The organism is Marinobacter sp. G11 (assembly GCF_021282325.1).
GTDB classification, from domain to species: Bacteria; Pseudomonadota; Gammaproteobacteria; order Pseudomonadales; family Oleiphilaceae; genus Marinobacter; species Marinobacter vinifirmus.
In genome coordinates, this window is the sequence record NZ_JAJSPB010000012.1 from 81,870 (window position 1) to 103,513 (window position 21,644).

Genomic DNA, 21,644 nt, shown 5'->3' on the forward strand with positions numbered 1-21,644 from the left:
AAAATGCTGAAAGTTACCAAAAAGGGCAAAAAGAGAGGCCAGGGTTTTAAATCCCTTTTAGTACCATTTTCAAAGATGCTGATAGCAGGTGGCTTCCTTGCAACGCTCAGTGGCTGTTCTGCTCTCAACATCGGTGAAAGTGAATACGCATGTCCTGGAATGCCTAATGGTGTCCAGTGCATGTCGGCCAGAGAGGTGTATGCCGAAACGGATAACGGGCGAGTGCCACGGCCAATGAGTCCGGAAGACGTTGAGAAGCAGGCAGAAGCCGACTCTGAAGATGAGGAAACTCGCAAGACTTCCTCTGAAAAAGTGGAGAGAGATGAGGTGATTGATAACTATGTTTCACCGCGTCTCCCCAACAAACCTGTTCCCATCCGAACTCCGGCGCAAGTCATGAGAATCTGGGTGGCACCGTGGGAGGACACGAACGGAGACTTGATTGTGACCGGGTATGTCTATACCGAAATTGAGCCGCGCCGTTGGGTCATTGGGAAAGGTGAAACTGGAAATGAGCCTGTTTTCAGGCCTCTGCAATCTGGAAAGTAAGCAAAGGAGCTTAATATGAGCATCAAGCAAACCCTTGAAACTGTAAAAACCGTAAGCAAGTCCCCGGCTGCGCTGGCCATGGGCGGCGTTGCTATGGCATTTCTTCTCTCAGACGCTGCGTATGCAGGTGGCGGTGGTACGGATGTGGCGTTCGACACCGTATGGGAAACTCTGCGTGAGTGGACGACCGGTACACTCGGTAAAATCGTGGCAGGTGCCATGATTCTGGTCGGCATCATTGCGGGTATCGCAAGGCAGTCTTTGATGGCCTTTGCTGTGGGCATCGCTGGTGGGATGGGTTTGAACTACAGCCCGGACATCATCGACGCGATCATGACCGCAACTCTGGAGAAGGCTCCGACCATGACTCCAGCAGTAATTCAGTTCAGCAACGGATTGGGTGGCTGATAGCTTCCTGATTGCAGTTGAAGCCTGACACACCCTCGGCTTGTTACGCAAGTCGGGGGTGTTTTCATTTCAGGCTTGCCTAACACATCCCGCCTCAACTCCAGTCCTGGATTTCTTTCACATGTGAAAGAAATCGGTGTTCTTTACCTCTGTCGTCGCTTCACACAGTTATGCACCCGAAATGGGCAAATAGAGAGAGCAAGATTTCTGCTTTGCCTTGTTAGGATTAACTGCGTGTTAATCCACCTTGCAAGGGAGAAACCGATGAACACAATAAAACGCAAGGCTCTGGCTGCGGCTGGTGCGTTTGCGCTGCTCTATGGAGGAGGGGTTCAGGCCGACCTCCTGCAATACTCCTTTACTGGAGCAGACGGCACTCAGCACACGCTTGAGCCAAATACGACCTATGCGAACCCTACAGGAAACATGAGTTTTGCCCTGAGTGCCGGGGTAGATCGGAAAGTCCGGATGTCGATCCTGGACAGTGCCGGGAAGGTGTTATCAAGCGAAACGAGCGAGCTGCTTGGGGCGAACGACAGAATCACTGTCGGAGGCAATCAATACTACGGAGCGTTTCTGAGCCTCCCGGCTCCGAAGCAGGGCAGCTATGAGCTGAAGGCAGAAATCCTGGCCGGTGATGGCTCGTCCATAAAGGTGGATAGCCATGAAATGATAGTGGACACCACGCCGCCTTCAGCCTCATCAATGACGGCCACCAATGGTGGGTATGGCCAGGTTACTTCCGGAAGCGTCTGGAAACTTGGAAGAGGGGGATCCGCCGATACGTTCTTTCGCGTCACTGACGTAACGGATGCCTCTCCAATTGCGGAAGCAACGGTATCCTTGTATCGGGGAGACGGCTCTCTGCACTTTGAGCGCAAAGCCAACTACGATGTGCCGAGCCAGCGAGTTGACGCCAGGAATGACTCAGGCTTTTTCCCTCCCTCTAATTTGGATGAGAACTTCAGAGTTCAAATCCAAGTTAAAGACCAGGCTGGTAATACCTGGAAGTCTCAGAAACAGACTGTGCGCTGGGACAGCATAACGGATGCGCCTTCAAAACCCTTTGGGGTGTTTGACCCAAACTCCAGTAATGTTCTTGGCCCAGGGCTAAAGGGGTTTGTGCCTTATAAAGCCGGTATGGAAGTGAAAACCAACCCGATTCGCTTGGCTTACCGGGTGCCGAAGGATAATTGGCACCAATATGCCGAAGGCGGCATCGCATTGGTTAACTATATGGGTGAAAAAAGCGTTGTCGGAACAGACAGCAATTACGTGTATATCGTCTGGTCGGCCCCATACGGCAATACCAATGGTAACTATACGCGGTGGTCGAACTTCGGCCAGTGGGGAGGTGCTGGTATCTCCTATAGCTTGAATCTTGCCTCTTCAGCCCCGAAAACGCCTGTTCTGCGCTCTGTTGAATATCATTTCAGTGATGTGGGTTGGCATTCATTCTACCGGCAGCCTATTGATAACAGCCTGCTCCCGTTGTCGTTTGACAAAATCCGTGTGAATGTCGATGAGAGGCCTTACGATCAAGTCGCGTCACATCGCGGTAGCTGCACAATCCCTGCCGGAAAAACAAGCTGTATCATCAGTTCTGGTTACACTATGCAGCCTGGTACAACTGGCTATATCCATAACCCCGCAGTGGTGCGGAGTGCTGACAAGAAGCTCATGGGGTATGTCCGGTATGCAGAGGTTAACTGGAATGATCAGCACTATCCGTCGCTCAGCTACGAATATGATGAGGGCTCGCAAGAAGTGACGGTGTATGTGACTCAACCCAGCAGGGGAGCATACTTTGATCGGTTGAGACTGCGTGATGCCTGGCTTGAAGATGGGCAGGGTAATACCCTTTCTCCTAGCGGCGGGAAGGTTGAGGAAAACAAGGAAAATTACACGTTCAAGTGGGACTTGAAGACTCTGCCAGAAGGTAATTTCAACCTTTATGCCGTGGCTCAGGAGCGGCATGGCCCGAAAACCAAGATCGCTCTCTTCCCTATGACTTCAGATCGGACGCCTCCCCAACTGGACATCCAGACAACGGGCGGCGAAAAGGTATCAACTCTGGATCAATTCCTGATTTCGGTTACGGATACCTACGATACCGAACCTCAGATCACAGACATTCGCCTGGAAGGCGGCCCGGCTGATGATCGCGTTCAGTTGTCTTGGCGTGAAGAATCCCCCGGTATATTCCGGCTTGAGTACCCCATCATGTTTCCCAGCCTGAAAGCAGGGGAGGGCTACACGCTGACAGTGACCGCAATGGACGCTCAGGAAAACGCGACAACGAAAGATTTTCAGTTCCGTTACGAGCCTCGCCAGATTTCGTTGGCAGATGGCATGGATGGAAAGCTGATGATTCCGGCTGTCGCTCAGGAGTTCCAGCGTCTTGATGGTGGCCACGTCATTCAAACGGAGCCGATAACACTCAGCGGCGATACCGTGGTGAGCGGCACCTATGATGTTTTCGCAACATTGCGTTCAGATGCTGAAGTGCCGTTGGTTGTAAATGGTGTGGTGATCCGTCCTGGCGAAACCATGTCAGTTATGAACCAACATAACTTTGCCAGCTCTGGAGGTAGGATAAATCTGCCACTCCGACCCGCTGAAGGTGGTATCGAAGGCACCTCCAATCTTCTGGTGATGACTTCAGCGCCAAACTCCCCTGTCCTGGTTCTGAACGTGAATACATGGGAGGGTAAGGCCAAGCTCTCGGCTGAGAATTGGGAGGTTCGTCAGGTCATTGATCCGGTGAGTATTACCGCCTCACCAGAAACAGGCGTGGCATGTCGCCTTACCAGCGATGAAGAGGCCGCAAGATCTACGGATCCAATCCGGGATCCTGTTTGTTTGATTGAATGGGATGAAACCCCGGATGAAACCGAGCAAGTCTCTGCTGAGGCGCAAGGTCTTAAAATGACCGCACTCAAAGGTCAGGCAGTGGCCTTGGGAGAGCAGCCCGTCAGCTACAGCATGTACCTGTTCAGCGGGGATGGCCGTAAAATCCGCGTTGGTGGCGGTCACGAAACCCTGAAGGTGACTTCAGCCTTCGGATCCGTTGGGTATAAACCGATGAACGATCTGAACGAAGTCTATCGGGTTATCCAGGACTTTGATGTTCGGATGAAACAAAGCAAAGGCCCATCCTGCTCTCTCACCTTGGATCCTGCTCGCGCTCAAGACGCCGCCGAGTCCAGAAGGGTCGGAGACGCAAGCAAAACGTGCTTGTTTGAGTGGGTCGAAGTCCCGGATGGCATCCAGCAGGATCCCGTGTCTACCACACCGTATCTGTTCGGCACCTTGAGGGAGAAGACCGCCCACAAATTACGCTGGCGCGTCAGCATTTTCTCTCGCAATGGAACACGAGTGACGCTGGCTACCGAAAGCCATGACATTGATGCCATTGACCCTCCGGCACCGGACATTCGTGTTTGGTCGTCCTATCACTACCAGGACGATCTCTACATGGTGCCCAAAGAAGGCGGCCATATTGGTGATGCCATCTTTGATGCTGAGCCAAGCCCGCTCGACATAAGGGTTCAGCGTGGAGAGGAAGAGCTGACGAACGAAACCTTCCAGCCCGGTCGTGGCATGTTCAGTCAGATATACCGGAGGTTGAATACAGAGCCTGCTGAGCTATGGGATGAAACCAGCTTTAGCTTTGACGCGGCTTACAATCTGCTGCCGGAAATTTCGTCTGAAAAAACCATTCGAGCTATTGCGGTTCCGGGAGACAACATAGCGCCTCGGATTGATGTGGGCGATGTTCGGGAAGCTCTGGATAATGCCCCCTTGCCGGTTTCTGTGCAGATCACAGATCTAATGGCTCCAGACATGGAATATGACCCAGAAGTGATGGGCGAGTGGGAAATCCGCTTGGGACGCGAAGAGCGTTTCAACGAGATCACACCAATGACTGAGTTCACTGATGCGCCGGATGGAAGCGTTAGTTTCGATCTGGATCTGACCGGTATTGATCGTCTTGTGCGCCTGATCGCTGAAGCTCGTCTGAAGAGCCCGATTGAGGGCTATGAAAGGATCGAGAAGAGTCAGCGTCTTTACATGACGGTTCTCCGGGGTGGTGCAATTGATGCTGATATAGAAGCTCGACGCCTGTCCGGGCCTGCTCCATTTACGACCGTCTTGCAGGTCGGCCTGGAGGATCTCCGCGACCGCGCTGCAACTGGCGATGTAGTGTGGGAGGTCAGTGCAGATGGTGGCAAGAGCTGGGAAAGCGAGACGCGAACAGACCGCAATCGAATGCGCTGGTACAACACCTTCCAGAAAGGTGAGTATCTGGTTCGTGCCAAAATCATCAACAGCAACTCGGGGATCGAGTCCTATACCGAAACAGTTGAGGTTATCGCGTATGACCAAGTGACCGTGGAGGTAGAGGGTGCTGAAACGATGTTCGTGGGAACCAGCGAAACCTACAACGTCAAAGCGGTTGGGCCAAATGGCGAACCAATGGAAGACGCTGTGATCAAGTGGACAGAAGACCGGGGCAAGAGCTTCTTCCATGTGGGCGACAGCTACACAGTGAGCAGCGATGAGCCAAAACGGTTCCGGTTTGAAGCGTGGGTTCGAGATGCCACGGCCCCGGATGATGACCGCTACGCCTATACTCGTGCCCGTGTTAGCGCAAGCTTCCAGCCGATTCGAGGCCCGAAGGTCTACCTCCGAGGCCCGAAGGTGATTGAGGTCGGCAAAGAGTACCAATACGAGGCGCAACTTGCTCCTCCCTATCGCGGCATGGAAGTTGATATGGACGGTTACTTTGTTCTGCCGAATGGAGAGCAGGCTTCGGGACAAACACTGACCTATGCGCCAACGGAACAAGACCTGGAGACTGGTCGCATCAAGCTGAATTACGTGGCGTGGGTAGAAGGCTTTAAGGACGCTGGAACAGAGGCCTCACGGGAGCTCTATGCCCGAGTCTGGAAGTACGTTTGGCCCAAGTTCACTCTCTACACCCGAACATCCGCCATGGTTGCTCCGGTGGAGGTCAGCGCCTATGCGCGAGCTTTGTCGTTCCGTGGGAAATTGGATAATCCGGTTTACACCTGGGAAATTCCAGAGGGTGATGGTGTGGAAGTGACCGATAAGCGTTGGGATGATCTGCGCAAACTCGTGATCACTGAGCCTGGCACCTACACCCTGAAGGCGACGATAACTGACGCCAGAGGTAACGATGCTGTTGTTGAGCGTACCCTTGAGGTCGGTGAGGCTGATCCGTATGAGGTAGGAATCAGCTTCAATGCCTCAAATTCGCACAACAGGGCACCTCTTGGGCTCTATCTCCGTCCCTCCGTCCAGGGCGGGCATCCGAGAGATCAGGTCACCGATTACACGTATTCCGTGAATGGTGAACCCATCGAAACCAGAGGCATTGTTGCCCGGCTTGAGCTGCCCGAAGGACAGCACGATGTGGGCCTGACCATCAAAACTCTGATGGGAGAGGAAATCACCGAAACCAAAACGTTCAACGTTGTCCCCAACGTACCTCCAACCTGTGAGGTTGAGGTAACAGACAGCTCAAGTTCCTGGATGTTGAGGGCTACATGTGAGGACGTTGACGGCGATATGCAGTCATACCAGTGGAAGGTAAACGGAAATGAGTTGGCGGCCAGGTCTTATCGTTTGCGGCTCTACAAGAGCACGTATGACGACATCATGCCGATGATCGAAGTTGTTGGTATTGATGATGCTGGAGACGCTTCAGATCCGGTAATTGTTCAATAATGACAAAGTAGGGAGAGATGGCCCGGCGAATTGCCGGGCCTTTTCTTTCACATGCGAAATCAGGAGTAAGCATGGAAGAAATTGTCGGTGCTCTCTTGCAACTGGCCAAAGTGATTGGGGTGCCTGTGCTGGCCAGCCTGGCACTGTGGGGCGCAAACGAATTGTATTACCGGGCGTTTGGCCCATACCGGTACAAGGCGATATTGTTATCAGGAAGTGTTGGTACGCCAGTTCATGAGCTTAGCCATGCTATAACGGCCATGGCATTTGGAATGAAAGTGACAGGGATTCGGTTCTACTACCCCGACCCTCAATCCCAAACCCTGGGCTATGTGTCTTACCGGTACAATCCATACAATTTCGTTCACTCCCTGGGCATCTTCTTCACAGGGATCGCGCCTTTAATCGCCGCTTCATATCTGGTCTATGCAGCCTTTTACTTGTCGGGGCTGCCCAACCTTCACGAATACCTCATTCTGTCCAGTGATGAGGCGTTGATGCACTCCGGAACCGTGAATGTGGTGGGGCAATGGAGCGCAGATCTGCTGGGCAAGACAAATAGCTGGCAGACAATCCTCGTGTTGGTGGTGGCAATGATGTTGGGGCTGCACTCCACGCCAAGTGGTGCGGATCTAAGAGGGAGTATGCGGGGCGCATTTGCAGTTCTGGTTGTGATCGCCGCGTATTGGGGGGTGCTCAAGTTACTTCCGATGCTACCGGACATCCTCATGGTGAAGTCCGTCGAATGGTTAAACCATTTGGGGACAGCCATTTTCCAGCTCGCTCTGCTTTCAATCCTGGGTGCAATGGTAATGACCGTAGTCGGTGGTGCTGTTTCCCTCTATACGCGATACAGGAACAAGCCTCTGGATCCTGCCTCTCAAGTGCCCGACAACTCGTAGACAGGCAAACCCGCTGGAATTGCCCAAAATGGGCGGTTTCAGAGCCCTTCGTTTTTAGCCTCCAGCTATAAACTGTTTCTCGTTTAATCATCGCCCAACGAGGACAGTTATGCGCAAACAGATTCTTAACGCCATCGCTATCGCGGGGCTGTCACTTTCAACCATTACTGGTGCTCATGCGGTTGAGCTGGATCTCGCCCCCGGAAAGAACAAACTGGACGCTATTGTAGAGCTGCCAATCAAAAAGGTTCGTGCAGTTGAAGCCAATGGTGAAATCCTGTTCCTGTCCGAGAACGGGCGATTTGTTCTGAGGGGACAGCTTTATGATGTCTGGTACAAAGATACCGTTGACACCATGAAGGAGATGGAAGATACCGCCACCCGAATTCACTTCGACCGCATGGGAGCGGATCTGGATGACTACAACACCCTGAGCATTGGGGATGGTGAAAAGCAGGTTGTAGCGTTCGTTGACCCCCAATGTCCTGTTTGCCACAAACTCATGAAGGATGCTGAAAAGCTGGGGGATGATTACACCTTCAAGTTCGTGGTTGTTCCCGCCCTGGGAGAAAAATCCAACGAGCTGGCTCGCAAGGTCTTCTGCGCCAAGGACAGAGAAGATGCGCTGGAAGCATATATGAGCCAAGACCTCGAAACCCTGCCTCAAAAAACAAGCTGTGACACCGCCCAATACGACATGACCCTGATGATGGCAACGCTGCTGGATGTGCAGGGCGTCCCATTTGTCGTGGCACCGGATGGGCGAATGAGTAAAGGAAGGCCGAGTGAGCTGGAAAACTGGCTGGAGGGCAAGCAGTGAATAGCATTGTTTCGATAAAGAAAAAGCTTCACAAGAAGGTGATCCCGGAGGAATTCAGAGCCTCCGGAATCATCCCTACGCTCGCGTATGACGAAGATGAATATGCGTTCCTGATGGAAGACAAAACCCTGGGATTTGGCTTTATTTGCCAGCCGCTTTATAGCTCCACGGAAAAAGTGCAGGAGCGGACGGTTGGCATGCTGAACCAGGAGTTTCCCGCCCAATCCACCATGCAGTTCATCCTTTTCCGGTCGCCTGACATCAAGATGGATTTGAACCGGATGGTTGAGCTCCGTGATGGTCACTACGATGAGCTTCTGACCTCGGTGATTCACGAGCGAGTGAACTTCCTTCAGAACCACACGAATGAAAAGATCATCGCCAAGAACGACAAGGGCTTCTACGACAACGGCTTGATTCAGGACACGAAACTGATCGTTACGGTGAAAATGCCGATCAAAGATTTCAAGCCAACTGAAGATGAGATGAACAAGCTGGCGGATCTTCGGGGCAAGGTTGAATCGTCGCTACAAAGTATCGGTCTTCGTCCTCGTCCTATGACTGCCGTTTCGTACATTCGCATTATGGGCACCATGCTCAATTGGGGGGATAACCCATCCTGGCAGAACACAACGACAAGCTGGGACACCGACCGCCCGATTTGTGAGCAGGTATTCGACTACGACACCGATATTACGCTCAGCAAGAACGAACTTCAGTTGGGCAAACAACACGTAAAAATTCTTTCCGCCAAGAAGCTTCCGGATGTCTTCTACTTTGGTGATGCCATTACTTATATCGGTGACATAAGCGGTGGCAACTCGAACATCAAAGAGAACTACATGATCGTCACCAACATCTTTTTCCCGGATCCGGAAAAGATGAAGGCAACGCTGAATCGGAAGCGCCAATTCGCTGTGAACCAGGCCTATGGGCCGATGCTGAAGTTCGTGCCAATTCTGGCGGACAAGAAGGAAGGCTTTGATGTCCTTTATGACTCGATGAAAGAAGGCCAGAAGCCGATCAAAATCAGCTATTCCATGCTCATTTTTGCGCCGACCAAAGAACGGGCCGATGCTGCGGCCATGGCCGCACGTAACATCTGGCGTGAAACCCGTTTTGACCTGATGGAAGACAAGTTTGTGCTTCTGCCAATGCTGGTCAACAACCTGCCGCTTTGCACAGACCGAAACACCGTTCAGGATCTGTTCCGTTATAAAACCATGACGACTGAGCAGGCAGCGGTGCTCTTACCACTGTTCGCGGAATGGAAGGGCACGGGTACATACCACACCTCCCTGATTTCCAGGAACGGCCAGCTCATGAGTTTGTCCCTTCACGACAGTAACACCAACAAAAACTTGGTGATCGCGGCGGAATCCGGCTCCGGTAAATCCTTCCTGACTAACGACCTGATCTGTTCCTACCTGTCTGAAGGCGCTCAGGTGTGGGTTATCGACGCAGGTAAATCCTACGAAAAGCTCTGTGATGTTCTGGAAGGGGACTTTGTTCACTTTGAGGATGGCACTGGCGTTTGCCTAAACCCCTTTGAATTGGTTGAGAACTACGCCGATGAAGAAGACGCCATTGTGAGCCTGGTAAGCGCCATGGCCTCCGCGAAAGGGCACCTCTCCGAATGGCAGATTTCTGCGCTCAAACGAATCATGTCGGACGTTTGGGATGAGAAGGGCAAGGCCATGAAGGTGGATGACATCGCAGAGCGGTGTCTGGAGGAGCACCAGGATCAGCGATTGAAAGACATTGGCACCCAGCTTTTCCCGTTTACCTCAAAGGGCAGCTACGGCAAATACTTCGCTTTTGATAACAATGTGTCCTTTCAGAACAGATTCACTGTTCTGGAGCTGGACGAACTCCAGGGCCGGAAACACTTGCGTCAGGTGGTCTTGCTCCAGCTTATCTATCAAATCCAACAGGAAGTGTTCCTGGGTGAGCGTAATCGCAAGAAGGTGGTTATCGTGGATGAGGCCTGGGATCTGCTCAAGGAAGGCGAGGTTTCCGTCTTCATGGAACATGCCTACCGGAAATTCCGGAAGTACGGCGGCTCCGTTGTCATTGCGACACAGAGTATTAACGACCTCTATGAAAACACAGTTGGCCGGGCTATCGCGGAAAACTCAGCCAGTATGTACCTGCTGGGGCAGACCGAAGAAACCGTGGAATCGGTCAAGCGTAGTGGCCGACTCACCCTCTCTGAAGCTGGCTTCAACATTCTGAAGACGGTTCATACCGTTCAGGGCATCTATTCCGAGATCTTCATCAAGTCAAAGACTGGCGTAGGTGTCGGACGATTGATCGTAGGCGAATTTCAGAAGCTGCTTTACTCAACCGACCCGCGAGACGTTAACGCTATTTCGCAGTACACCAAGCAGGGCATGAGTATGCCCGATGCGATACATGCGGTCATGCGTGACCGGGGTGTGCATTAGGAGGCTCAGGATGGACATTAAATCAATCGTAATTGCTGGAATCCTTGGCGCGGTTGGGGGTACTGGAGCCTCCTACCTTTTGATGGAGAAGAACCAGGCTGCACTGGATGACCGGTTGGCGCATAGCCCCCCTGTGGTTGTTGTGGATTTTGCCGCGATGGCCATGAACTACCCGGAAGGCGCAACGCCTGAAGAAGTGGATCGTTTGATGACGAAAACCAATGAAGCGGTGTTAAAGCTTCATGAGGCCGGGTATCTCGTGATTGATGCGGGTGCCGTTGTGGCGGCACCTGATGACCTGTATTTGCCAGAGGACGTTATTCAATGAAGTGGGTGGTCAAGAAAGAGTCTTGGCCGCGATTTATCGTCAAATCCGGCGTTGTCCTGGTGCTGATTATCACAGCAGGACTGGCTTTTGCTGACCGTTACCGCATTGGCATAGATCGGCAGCTCGTGAAATGCATCCCTGGCTACACCTTCTACCTGATTGATACGAAGGATACAGAGCTGAAACGGGATGCAATTTATTCCTTCTCTGCGGAAGGGCTGGAGCCCGTGTACGAAGACGGTACTCAAATGGTCAAGTATTTGCGGGGCAAGCCAGGTGATCACGTAGAAATCAGCAAAGAAAAGAACGTCTATGTGAACGGCGAGTATCAGGGCTATGGGCTGAAGCATGCCGAAAAGTTGGGCCAGCCAGAAGATGCCTTTTTTGGTGAAACCACTTTGAGCGAGGACAGCTACTGGTTCATGGGAACCAGTAGTGAAAGCTTCGATTCACGTTATTGGGGAACTGTAAAACATGATCAGATCATTGGCCGGGCGTATCCCCTTTTCTAAGGTCGCCCTGATGTCACTGGCAGTGACAGCGGTTGGCCTAAATGCTCGCGCAGAAACCGGTGGATCGGTTCTCACCGAACAGGATATGGAGATCGTTCAGCAATCAAAAGCCTTATCTGAAAAGGCAAGAGAGGTTGAGATTCCGGACTGGTTAAACGCCAGCTCAGCAAAGTTTAATCAAGCCCATCAGGAGGCCAGAGATCTCGTCAGCCAGTTGCAGCGGAGCAATCCGACGATGAAAAGTATGGCTGATGAGGAAAAGGCCAGAGAACGCTTCTCGAAGGATCCTGTTCTTATTTTTGCGTCTCGCTCACTTGGGAAGCAGGGGCTTAATGATGTGCTCGTTGCAGCCTCTCAGAACCCCGATAGCGTGGTGGTTTTCCGAGGGATCCCCGAACACGCCAACCTGGGTGAAGCTCTACTGGAAATTCAAAATGTTGCAGCGGAACTCGATCCTGTACCAAACGTGGTCATCAACCCTGTTTTGTTTCAGGAATACAACGTCACCTCCGTCCCAACCATTATTGTTCGGGAAGAACAGTTGAACTTAACCAAAGAGTTGCCGGAAGAGATTGCCAGAGTGTCGGGTCTTGTTAACCCGGACTGGATCCAGGAGCAGGTTGATGCGGGGGAAACTGGTGACTTCGGTGCGCGTGGCCCCGTAGAACAAATCAGTGAGCCAGACCTCATTGAATTGATGAAACAACGCTTCGCCAACATTGATTGGGAGGCTCAAAAAGAAAACGCGAAGAAAAACTTCTGGAAAAAACAGACCTTCAGGATTCTGGCTGAAGCCCCTGAAGACAGAACCCGCGAGGTTGATCCCACGGTCGTTATCACGCAGGACATTCTGACACCGGATGGCAAAGTCGTGGCCCGCCAGGGTGACAGAATCAATCCACTGGAGATTCGTTCGTTCACTCAGGCCGTGGTTGTCCTGGATCCCTTGGACGAAGACCAGATTGAAAGAGTCAAAAGCCGCCTGCCAGACATCAAACGTCAGCCTGGGGTTCAGTCCGTAACCTACATCGTTACGCAGTTGGATCGGGATGAGGGCTGGGATTCCTATACAGAAGTCACTGACACTTTCGATGCTCCGGTATTCCTGCTGACTCCAGATGTAAAGCAGCGTTTTGAGCTGGAGTATGTGCCGTCAATCATTACCGCTGATGGAACCAAATTTGTTGTTGAGGAGCTGGCGGATCGGGAGGGCGACCAATGATTCATCCTGTGTTTCAGCCTATCTATTGCGCGGAATCAGGTTCCTTGGTGGGCGCGGAGGTACTGGCCCGGTGGTGTGACAACAGTCAGTGGGTATGCCCAAGTGATCTGAACCAGAAGATACAGTGGTTAGACGTTGATCAGGAGATTCTCAGAAACCTGCTACGCAATGTGGAAACCATTAAATCGAAATATCCCATCCTGTTTATCAACGTGTCAGCAGATACGTTGAGCTCCCCTGAGTGCCTGTTTTCGTGGACAGTGAAGGTGAGAAAGCTTCAGGCCCAAACCGGCATAAAGCTTTGTTGTGAAGTGACTGAGACTGTACCGAATGACTTGCTAAAACATTCCTGGAACACGCTCAAAGGCATGGATGTCTTGCTGTTCATGGATGACTACGGGCATGAAAATTCCACATTCAGTCGGCTCATTGACTACCCGTGGGATGGATGCAAATTCGACATGAAGAGGCTTCAGGCTGGCTATACGGAAGACCGTTGCGCGATCCGGTACTGCCTCGATTCCGGTTTGTCTGTTGTCGGAGAGCAGGTGGAGAACGCCAGGATAGCTTTGAAGGCAATGGAAGAAGGGCTGATTTGGCATCAAGGTTTTTATTATGGAGACGCAGAAAAAGCCATTGGTGTTTCGGTAGAACAACAGGGGGCAGTAGCAGAAAAATGAAGAAAGTTCTCTTAACGCTCATGTTCGTCAGCAGCCTGGCAGTGGTGTCTGGCCGGGCCGTAGCAGACCCCGGCTGCCAGGATGCACAGGTGATCGGCCCTAAAATGGTGACTGATATTTGCTGGACATGCATTTTTCCGCTGAAAGTAGCTGGCACCACTATTTCTGATGCTGGATACATGCCCGATGAGGCAGTAAATAGCCCGCTGTGTATGTGTGAGGACAATCAGGGTGTGCCTCAGCCCGGCGTGACTACATCAATGTGGGAACCGGCGCGACTGGTAGAGTTCCAGCGTGTTCCCGGCTGTTCTTCTGTTTTGAACGGATCACAGTTCCCGGTAGACCGATTGAATCAAGGCCACCATGGCGAAGCGGTCTATGACGGTGGTGATGGGTCTTTCATGCACTATCACTATTACACCTATCCGGTCATGCAAATGCTGGACATGTTCGTGAAGCAAAGCTGCAACCCGGATGGTTATGTAGAGCTCGATCTCATGTACCTATCGGAACTTGATCCGACCTGGAACAACGATGAGCTGGCATTCTTCACCAATCCAGAAGCGGCGGCGGTGGCCAATCCAGTGGCTACGCTTGCATGCACCGCTGATGCGGTATCGGCAAGTACCGGACGCCCCCTGAAGTCTCTATTCTGGTGCGCTGGTAGCTGGGGCACCCTATACCCACTAAGTGGTAACCAGAACGGTGGTAAGGGAGTCATTCGGGATAGCAGCCTTCTTAAAACACGAGTTCTTGCTGCGCTTCATCGGCGGGGTTTGGCGTGGGGCACAATGGGTGAGGATGCAATGTGTGAGGGTACGCTCGTTCCAACTCTGCCCAAAACACAATACAAGTTCACCATGCTCCATCCGGTGCCTGAAACAGATTCTGATCATGTGATTGGAGAGTCCACACTGATTTGGGGAATGGGCCGCACGATACCAGCTATTGGTCAGGATCCAATCTACATGATCTGGCGCTGGAACGACTGTTGTAACACCTAAGTCCATTCCATCAGGGAGCCCGGCAACAAATAGCCGGGCTTTTCATTCCCGGATCCCTACTGCCAGTTAGCTCTTTGCGCCCTTTTTGGGCAATTCCAGACACCTAAATACTGACTGCTTTCTCGTAATATTTTTGCTTAAACGAATGAACTGTGTGTCGAGATAACGATGAGAAACTACCCGCGATTTCTGAAGGCGTTTGCGTACCTGCTGAGCTTCACGACTTCGATGATGCCGCTGCATGGATACGCTGCGAACCAGCCAAATGTGGATGCCCAGGACTTCATTTCGCAATTGGGACGCGAAGGCCAGGCCTTCGCCAAGGAAATTGGGAGCGAAATGTCCGCGACTCCCGCCCAGGTGCAGAACGGCACTGTCTCGATTCCAACAAGGGATGAAGAGGGGAATCTCACCTACCAAGGCGGCAGCCAGTTCAGCGTCAACAATCTTTATCCGGGAACGAACTCCGAAAACTCACAGCTTGCGTCTGAGTATTTCAGCGATGGTGTTGCGCCGAACGTGGGTGACCTTGAGAACATGCATGACTCGGAAGAGGCAATGGGGGAAGTCGGGGGTGAGGCAAAGGATTCACTCTGGGAAGATGCCCATAGCGATACGCCGTCTATTTCAGGTGCCGCCTACAAGGTGTTGCTGGACTCTTCCAATCTGAGCCGCCCTGATTTCAGTAATGATCCGATCATGGATCTGACCAAGAACACCTACGACAACATTGATCTTATTTCGGAAGGGTTCGGAGATTGTACCGCTGAAACAACCTTCAACGACATCACCATGTCTGTCCATAACCCGGAATATGAAACCTGTCAGCGGGTAACGGATAAAAGTGGCACTTGTGAGATTGTGCATGATTATGAGGCTGCGGTCATAAAACACCATGACGGCCCATATAACCTCAAGCCGTGTGATGGTGAGTATGGGTGTTCGAGGCTCTGGATCGGCAAGGTGGGGGACAACTATTGGGGCGGAAGCTGCAAGATTTATGAGGAGCATACTGCCGTTAAAGTCGTGAACCCGGATGCGATCACTTCAGCGGTACTGGAGTACGCAAAATGGGACGATTACATGCAAGTCTGGGTAGGGGAGCCAGGGAAAGAAGTTAAAGTCTGGCAAGGCCCGAATAATAATTTCCCTCCCGAAACAGCAGGTGCATGTGAGCTTTCAACAAGTTGGTCGAAAAATCCTAACGTAAACCTGACCAACATCTTTAAGAATGCAGACCCAAACTCAGTTTTGAACTTCAAAATTCGGGTTTCTGTAACTGGCGGTGGTGAAGGCTTTGGCCGAATCAAGGTCAAATACGACCCATCTCAGGCAATCATCCGTGATGAATGGTCGCCAGACGAATGCATTGAATCGGCTTTGGGCGTGGCAGATGGGTTTGCTGAAGGTAGCTTTAGCTGCGTCGATGATCCGAGAAACGCAGAGGGATGCACCTTCACCAACGGCATTAAAATCTGCCAGAGCAGCTTGAAGCCTTCGCCACTACCCGGCATTCCCAATCTCTGCAAGAAAGTCGCTGTTACGGCTGACTACGATTTCTACAAAGGTGATCTTGAGTGTTACACAGACATCAATGGGGAAGAGGTCTGTCCCGTTAATGATGGTGGGAACCTCAATACCTGCACGGAATATGAAGAAAACCCTCAATGCGGCTACATTAGCTCGGAGTGTGTCGAGGGTGCCAAAGGCAATTCCGGTGTCTGTTACGTGCAGGAAGAGACATGGGACTGTGGTTCGAGTGTAGACATAGATACCGTAGAGAAAAACACCGAATATCAGTGCGCCGGAGCGATCCGCTGCATGGGGGATGATTGTCTGGATCCCTCTCAATCAAATGACCAAACCGGTAACTTTGCCAAAGCCTCAGCTCTGCTCAATGCTGCACAGTTTATGACCCAAGACATGACCTGTTCAGGGCAAGACGAAGAAGGTAACGCAACTGGAACTGAGAACGTCGAGTGTTCAGCGTTTGGCGGTGAGCCTGGTGAGTGCAAGATAGCCGTGGGTGGCGTATCTGATTGTTGCGAAAAACCTTCTAACGTCAGCATGGCGGACTACCTGAACATGATCATGGCGGTGCCCAAGCTCGATGGGGCCGTGCGTTCACTGTCGGATGGTAATGTCGTTAAAAGCGCCTACCAGGGACTCAGAGAGCCAGTCATGAACGCCTGGACAGAGGTATCTCAGCCGTTCACCAGTTACATGGACAACATCTCCGGTGCCATGGAGCAGGTGTGGTCGCCCATCGAAGAGCTTAAAAATCAGTTAATCGAAGAGCTCAAAGAACAAGCGAAGAAGATGCTCCAGGAAGTCATGGGGAACCTGGCTGAAGATGGAGCAACAGAGGCAGCGGCCACCGCAGCGGCAGACCGGGCTGCTGAGGAGGCAATGACCGAGATGGCGACTCAGGCCGCCTCGATGCTCGGGGCGGCAATGACGATATACACGGTCTATGTCGTCGCTGTCGCAGTGATCCAGATGGTCTGGGCCTGTGAACAGGAAGAGCTAGAAATGAACACCAAACGCGCTACGGATGCTTGCTCGAAGGTGGGGTCGTATTGCAAGAGCGAAGTGCTGGGAGCTTGCGTTGAGAAACGGCAGGTGTACTGCTGTTTCAATTCGCCGCTTTCTCGGATCATTCAGGAGCAAGCAAGGCCGCAGCTTGGCATGGGGACTTCAGCTCGACCGTTTGGCCCAACCAAAAACCCTGATTGTGGTGGAATACCTCTGGATCGGATTTCAGAGATCAATTGGGATGAGATCAATCTGGATGAGTGGCTGGCCATTCTTCAGCAAAATGGTCACTTCCCGGAAGCGGGTAACATCTCGATGGATTCCCTGACTGGTTCGGGAAGTGACTTCAACATCCACGGTGACCGTGAACCTGCGGATGTGCGGGCTATGAATCGAATAGACGACATAGATGTTGATGGCAAGCGTGTGGAAGCCAGTGAAATGATCCCAATTAACCCTGGGGGTAACGGGTATATACCTGGAGCCCAGCAGCAATAAGGATAAAAAACCCGGCCTATTCAGCCGGGTTTTGTACTTAAAGGGCAAAGAGGTTAGGACTTGGGAATCAAAAACAGCTCTGCCTTGCCTTGATTCAGAATGTACGGATACTCAATCGTTTTGCCTTCGCCAGTCTTCACTTTTCCGGGAGCCAGATACAGGTATGACCAGTCTGGCATGCCTTTGCTAATGTTGGCGTAAAGCTCGCTCTCTGGCACTGAGCTGTTGTCGTTAACCAGTAAGTTCAGGCGATGATATTTTCTCCCGTGACCAGATGAAAAAACGTATCGCTCTTCACCCGTGTTGGTTTGTGTAATGAAGCTGGGTGCTGGCGCGGTGCGAGGCTCATAAACCTGAAAGCGAACCTGGCACAAATCTTCAAGATCGGTAACTCCTTTCTCATAAGCCGGGCAGTCCCAATCATTATTGATGAAGTGGACGACAACAGTACCTTTCCGGTCGTAAATCGTTTCGTGGGTTGCTCCCATGTCATTCAGCGCATCGGCCACCGCAACTTTCACATGTGAAAGAAATTCCTCCTGAGCAGCTTGTTGTGATTTCGCCTCCTCCATCGGCATCCAAGCCATCATGCTATTTCGGGCACCATGGGAATCCGGCTCTGAAAGGATACTGAGAGCGTTAACCCCCACTGTTTGCCATGATGTCATGCCAAGTTGTGGCTTCATATATCCGGCACTGACAAAGCCAACGTTCGCCATAGATTCAGTGATGGAGCCAAGTTTATTTGCCGGAACTTCGGTGTCTTCAATGTCCTGAACCAAACCACCGGCTCTGGCGATGTTGTAGGCCTCGCTGTGGCTTTCCTGGTACTCATAAGGCGCTGACATAGAGGCGCAACCAGTGAGTGTCATAGAGGCAACCAGCGCGGTTACAGCGAACAGATTTTTCATTTGGACTTCTCCTGAAAATTCGTAAAGGTCAGTTCCATAGTATCAAGAACGCAAAAAATGCAACTGTGAAAGCGATCTGAGGGACTTTCACATGTGAAAGCCCCGCAGAATCCTTATCCTTTCAAGTCCTCGGGGATGATGAATGGCATCAGGTTGCCTAGATGAAGGATGTACGGGAAAGGGATGGATACACCGGCAAAGTTCTGGACTTGGCCTGGAGCAATATAAAGGAAGCTATAGTTGGGCAGCTCCTCGCTTACAGCCTCATAAAACTGAATCTCGTGAGCTTGAGAATTTTCGCCTAATTCCAGCTCAATATAGCTTCGAGCGTCAGCGGTATTGGGAGTGAAGGCATATCGGTCGCCTTCCTGGCCTATCAGGAACTCTGGCGCGAGCGTTTTCTCTGGCTCTGCAATGTGGATCGTAACCCTGCAAGATTCAGCACCAGGATTGTCTCTGGATGTCACGGCGGGGCACTTCCAGTCCTGTGCAGAGAAGAAAATAGTAGCTCGTGAACCGTCCCTCTTGACGAAATGGGGCATTTGCCCGCGTTCCATGGTGCGAGTGACAGCCTCTGTGGCTTTAGTCAAAAGGAGCTTGTGAGCATCAGACACAGAATCAGCCTGATCGAGAGGCATCCATGCAAATAGGTGGTTTTTGGTTTCTGGGGCGTTGCCCTTGGTCTGGAATTCCTTTGTGCGGTCAACCCCCATAGCTTGCCAGGTTATGGCGTTGTAGTGGCCTTGGTTAATCTGTGACATTGCCATCGCAACAGCGGTGCTTCGCCGTGTGCTGCCGGAGATAGTGAGGTCTTCAACGCCGGTTAAGCCCGCCGCATTCGCTTGGTTCCAGGCACCGGATCTGTCTAGTCGGTAGCCTTGTTCGGACATCATTGGCGTGTCGCTTGACGCGCCGTTTGACGCGCCGTTTGAGGCGCATCCGGAGAGTCCTGAAACGGCTGTTACGGACAGGAATAGAAGAGCTGACAATCGGGTGATATATCGCATGACGCTTACTCCTTGCATGGATACTGACTCGGTTTATAGGGTCAAAAAATGATTCTAGCTAAACGCTGGCCAAAAAAAACCCCTCAAACAAGTGAGGGGAAAGAGCGAGGTTTCGCTTAGGGATTTACGGAGCACAACTACTGGATAGTAAACGTTACGCGGCTTTAGTCTCCTTTTCTTTATCCTTAGCCTTCTTCTGTTTTGTGGTCTGGTTTTCCTCGTCGCTGGACTCGGATTCGCGGGAAAGTTCTGGATCAGTTGTTTCCTGTTCCGGGGCCGCCTCTGCCACTTCTTTTTCCTTGCCCTTACTGTGGGCGGAAATTCTGGCCCGTTTCTCAATGCCAATGATCTTCCCGGCGAGTTTGATCAGTCGTTGCTGCCACTGGAATGTTGCGTCAGAACGCTGCTGACTGCTCAGGATGCTGTTCAGCCATAGCGTATCGACAAGACTCATCAGCTCATCAAGGCTACGGATAAGCCGGGCAATTTGGGCCACCTGGGGAGAGGTGATTTCAATGGTGTATTCAGCCGGGGCGCTGTAGCCGGGAACAGCGTCAATGCCATTGTCAGCCATGATCTTCCTGAGCTGGTTCATTGCATTGTCCATTTCCTCGGAAGTGGCACTGATATGGTTCTGGATGATCTCTTCGACCTGATCAATTTCCTCCTGGTCACCAATAATCCGCAGAATTACATCCAGGGAGAAAAGGGCACTGGAAACCCGGTCGAAACTACGCTCCATGACCCGTTGTGCCTGAAGAGAGTTCACAACCAGCTTCTGCCGGAATACCGGGCGAGAATACGGTTGACGTTCAGCCTGTGGCGAGGCTTCGGGGCGGTTTGACTGTTGTTCGTTCGTTACAGCGATTGCTTCTGCCATGATCCATCTCCATCGGTTATGCGATCAGTAAACGCACTGGAAAGGTTACCGGTGAAGATCCGGAAGGGAGAAACGTGTTTCCGCCCAAAAAGGACAAATAGAGCGGTTTACACCAGAATAATTTGAGGTATATTTGAGGGTAATTAGTCGCGCTGCGGCTAAATGAGGTAGCTGGCCTCTCCAAACAAACAGCAATTTGAAATAGCGCCGTATGGCGCAGGTCTATGAAACCTTCCCTATCCGGGGGCATCTCCCCGGTCGGGTGATGCTCCCTCCAAATTCAGGAGCATCATCATGTATCTGCTTTTCTATTTTGTAGCACTTGCCGTAACTATCGCTTTGTTGGGTGTGTCTGCCTGGGCTTTTGCTATGGCTTTCCGTTATCTGACACGACAGTTGCATAAGGCCGTTGTGTGCGCTCTTCAGCGTGTGCAATTGGTTGTCAGCCGCACATCTCAGTTCGGCTACAACAAAGCAATTGTTCCGACTTCACGCTTCACTGCCAAGTGGATCTGCTTCGGAGCTGTTGCCGCTACACGGTCTGTAAAGGCCGTCATGCAAAAGAAGTCTTCCAAAGAGCAACCTGAACAGGATGCTGTTGAGGAAGATGCTCAGACTGTGATTCTTTCCGAGCCGCAGCCTGAGATCGACTGGGATCAATTTGAGGTTCCAGCCTTCATCCGCAAGGGCAACGTCCTTGTCTGGTAAATAAAAGCTCCTTTCGGAGCTCACAACTGAACTAAACCCGTCAGGGGCAACACTCCTGATGGGGATGTGTTGCCCCCTCAATTCGAGGAGTAACACATCATGTTTGGTATTGAACTTGTATTCACTGCTTGCGTCATCTCTGGTTGGTATGTGGCTAAGCCCTTCCGCAAGATGGTTCGTGGCGGTTGATTCTAAATTGAAGCACCTTTCGCGTGGGCCTTTTGGCCCACCCCCAAAGGGCATTTTTGAAGTGCTTTTTGGAGGTGGGCCAAGAGGAAAAACAAGATGAAAGGTGATATTCACTTCTATGACGACTGTGCTGGCAAGCTGTACCTGAACGATGGTCGAGAGATCAGGGTCAATCCGAAGCTGTTCTCAAGCGTGGAACAAGCTCTCAAGATTCTGAAGATCTGGGCCAGAAGCCGCAAAGTTATCGGAGCGGAGGACGAGATTGCCGCATTTGTCGTCTAAGGAACAGG

The 21,644-nt window shown here is 51.8% G+C and carries 17 protein-coding genes; 14 read left to right on the plus strand and 3 right to left on the minus strand.

The window, feature by feature from the left end; translation table 11 throughout:
• Nucleotides 1-3 precede the first annotated feature (3 nt).
• The 12 genes from traV (at nucleotide 4) to traN (ending at nucleotide 17,659) form a co-directional block, all read left to right on the plus strand.
• Nucleotides 4-549 (plus strand): type IV conjugative transfer system lipoprotein TraV, encoded by a 546-nt coding sequence (gene traV, locus LWH94_RS09835; protein ID WP_232902084.1) that lies wholly within the window; start codon nucleotides 4-6, stop codon nucleotides 547-549.
• 15 nt (nucleotides 550-564) lie between these two features.
• Entirely contained in the window at nucleotides 565-957 is a 393-nt protein-coding gene (gene traA / locus LWH94_RS09840; protein WP_232902085.1) for a TraA family conjugative transfer protein, read from the plus strand.
• 264 nt (nucleotides 958-1,221) lie between these two features.
• A complete protein-coding gene (locus LWH94_RS09845; protein ID WP_232902086.1) occupies nucleotides 1,222-6,711 on the plus strand; it encodes an Ig-like domain-containing protein in 5,490 nt (1,829 codons plus the stop codon).
• A gap of 71 nt (nucleotides 6,712-6,782) precedes the next feature.
• Nucleotides 6,783-7,613, plus strand: a complete 831-nt coding sequence (locus LWH94_RS09850) for a hypothetical protein (RefSeq protein WP_232902087.1) — start codon at nucleotides 6,783-6,785, stop codon at nucleotides 7,611-7,613.
• A 109-nt stretch (nucleotides 7,614-7,722) separates the two neighbouring features.
• The gene (locus LWH94_RS09855; RefSeq protein ID WP_232902088.1) at nucleotides 7,723-8,433 is read left to right on the plus strand and encodes a DsbC family protein; all 711 of its coding nucleotides are present in this window, start codon (nucleotides 7,723-7,725) and stop codon (nucleotides 8,431-8,433) included.
• Nucleotides 8,430-10,880, plus strand: a complete 2,451-nt coding sequence (traC, locus tag LWH94_RS09860) for a type IV secretion system protein TraC (RefSeq protein ID WP_232902089.1) — start codon at nucleotides 8,430-8,432, stop codon at nucleotides 10,878-10,880. Before LWH94_RS09855 ends, traC begins: the two co-directional genes overlap by 4 nt.
• A 10-nt stretch (nucleotides 10,881-10,890) precedes the next feature.
• Nucleotides 10,891-11,208 (plus strand): hypothetical protein, encoded by a 318-nt coding sequence (locus LWH94_RS09865; RefSeq protein WP_232902090.1) that lies wholly within the window; start codon nucleotides 10,891-10,893, stop codon nucleotides 11,206-11,208.
• The gene (locus LWH94_RS09870) at nucleotides 11,205-11,720 is read left to right on the plus strand and encodes a S26 family signal peptidase (protein WP_232902091.1); all 516 of its coding nucleotides are present in this window, start codon (nucleotides 11,205-11,207) and stop codon (nucleotides 11,718-11,720) included. The genes LWH94_RS09865 and LWH94_RS09870 overlap by 4 nt, the downstream gene beginning before the upstream one ends.
• Complete coding sequence (locus LWH94_RS09875; protein WP_232902092.1) at nucleotides 11,683-12,942, plus strand: TrbC family F-type conjugative pilus assembly protein; 1,260 nt, start codon at nucleotides 11,683-11,685, stop codon at nucleotides 12,940-12,942. Before LWH94_RS09870 ends, LWH94_RS09875 begins: the two co-directional genes overlap by 38 nt.
• Nucleotides 12,939-13,622 carry an EAL domain-containing protein gene (locus LWH94_RS09880; RefSeq protein WP_232902093.1) on the plus strand — a complete coding sequence of 228 codons (684 nt, stop codon included), beginning with the start codon at nucleotides 12,939-12,941 and terminating at the stop codon, nucleotides 13,620-13,622. The genes LWH94_RS09875 and LWH94_RS09880 overlap by 4 nt, the downstream gene beginning before the upstream one ends.
• On the plus strand, nucleotides 13,619-14,626 hold the full coding sequence (locus LWH94_RS09885; protein ID WP_232902094.1) for a TraU family protein: 1,008 nt from the start codon (nucleotides 13,619-13,621) through the stop codon (nucleotides 14,624-14,626). Before LWH94_RS09880 ends, LWH94_RS09885 begins: the two co-directional genes overlap by 4 nt.
• A 168-nt stretch (nucleotides 14,627-14,794) precedes the next feature.
• The gene (gene traN, locus LWH94_RS09890; RefSeq protein WP_232902095.1) at nucleotides 14,795-17,659 is read left to right on the plus strand and encodes a conjugal transfer mating pair stabilization protein TraN; all 2,865 of its coding nucleotides are present in this window, start codon (nucleotides 14,795-14,797) and stop codon (nucleotides 17,657-17,659) included.
• A 53-nt stretch (nucleotides 17,660-17,712) separates the two neighbouring features.
• On the opposite strand, the gene LWH94_RS09895 is transcribed toward traN, so the two are convergent.
• From LWH94_RS09895 to LWH94_RS09905, 3 genes are all read right to left on the minus strand, one after another.
• Complete coding sequence (locus LWH94_RS09895) at nucleotides 17,713-18,570, minus strand: hypothetical protein (protein WP_232902096.1); 858 nt, start codon at nucleotides 18,568-18,570, stop codon at nucleotides 17,713-17,715.
• A gap of 113 nt (nucleotides 18,571-18,683) precedes the next feature.
• Nucleotides 18,684-19,577, minus strand: coding sequence for a hypothetical protein (locus LWH94_RS09900; RefSeq protein WP_232902097.1), 894 nt, complete (start codon nucleotides 19,575-19,577; stop codon nucleotides 18,684-18,686).
• Nucleotides 19,578-19,731: 154 nt separating this feature from the next.
• Nucleotides 19,732-20,457, minus strand: coding sequence for a hypothetical protein (locus LWH94_RS09905; protein ID WP_232902098.1), 726 nt, complete (start codon nucleotides 20,455-20,457; stop codon nucleotides 19,732-19,734).
• A gap of 294 nt (nucleotides 20,458-20,751) precedes the next feature.
• Here LWH94_RS09905 and LWH94_RS09910 point away from each other — a divergent pair, with 294 nt between their 5' ends.
• Both LWH94_RS09910 and LWH94_RS09915 read left to right on the plus strand, forming a co-directional pair.
• A complete protein-coding gene (locus LWH94_RS09910; protein ID WP_232902099.1) occupies nucleotides 20,752-21,165 on the plus strand; it encodes a hypothetical protein in 414 nt (137 codons plus the stop codon).
• A gap of 285 nt (nucleotides 21,166-21,450) precedes the next feature.
• Entirely contained in the window at nucleotides 21,451-21,636 is a 186-nt protein-coding gene (locus LWH94_RS09915; RefSeq protein WP_232902100.1) for a hypothetical protein, read from the plus strand.
• The last annotated feature ends 8 nt before the right edge of the window (nucleotides 21,637-21,644 follow it).

Bases quoted from the DNA above. Each gene is read 5' to 3' on its own strand.
- LWH94_RS09845 (WP_232902086.1), top strand. From the start codon at position 1,222: ATGAACACAATAAAACGCAAGGCTCTGGCTGCGGCTGGTGCGTTTGCG.
- LWH94_RS09900 (WP_232902097.1), bottom strand. From the start codon at position 19,577: ATGCGATATATCACCCGATTGTCAGCTCTTCTATTCCTGTCCGTAACA.
- LWH94_RS09915 (WP_232902100.1), top strand. From the start codon at position 21,451: ATGAAAGGTGATATTCACTTCTATGACGACTGTGCTGGCAAGCTGTAC.
- LWH94_RS09905 (WP_232902098.1), bottom strand. From the start codon at position 20,457: ATGGCAGAAGCAATCGCTGTAACGAACGAACAACAGTCAAACCGCCCC.
- traA (WP_232902085.1), top strand. From the start codon at position 565: ATGAGCATCAAGCAAACCCTTGAAACTGTAAAAACCGTAAGCAAGTCC.
- LWH94_RS09885 (WP_232902094.1), top strand. From the start codon at position 13,619: ATGAAGAAAGTTCTCTTAACGCTCATGTTCGTCAGCAGCCTGGCAGTG.
- LWH94_RS09875 (WP_232902092.1), top strand. From the start codon at position 11,683: ATGATCAGATCATTGGCCGGGCGTATCCCCTTTTCTAAGGTCGCCCTG.
- LWH94_RS09880 (WP_232902093.1), top strand. From the start codon at position 12,939: ATGATTCATCCTGTGTTTCAGCCTATCTATTGCGCGGAATCAGGTTCC.
- LWH94_RS09895 (WP_232902096.1), bottom strand. From the start codon at position 18,570: ATGAAAAATCTGTTCGCTGTAACCGCGCTGGTTGCCTCTATGACACTC.
- LWH94_RS09855 (WP_232902088.1), top strand. From the start codon at position 7,723: ATGCGCAAACAGATTCTTAACGCCATCGCTATCGCGGGGCTGTCACTT.
- LWH94_RS09870 (WP_232902091.1), top strand. From the start codon at position 11,205: ATGAAGTGGGTGGTCAAGAAAGAGTCTTGGCCGCGATTTATCGTCAAA.
- LWH94_RS09850 (WP_232902087.1), top strand. From the start codon at position 6,783: ATGGAAGAAATTGTCGGTGCTCTCTTGCAACTGGCCAAAGTGATTGGG.
- LWH94_RS09865 (WP_232902090.1), top strand. From the start codon at position 10,891: ATGGACATTAAATCAATCGTAATTGCTGGAATCCTTGGCGCGGTTGGG.
- traV (WP_232902084.1), top strand. From the start codon at position 4: ATGCTGAAAGTTACCAAAAAGGGCAAAAAGAGAGGCCAGGGTTTTAAA.
- LWH94_RS09910 (WP_232902099.1), top strand. From the start codon at position 20,752: ATGTATCTGCTTTTCTATTTTGTAGCACTTGCCGTAACTATCGCTTTG.
- traN (WP_232902095.1), top strand. From the start codon at position 14,795: ATGAGAAACTACCCGCGATTTCTGAAGGCGTTTGCGTACCTGCTGAGC.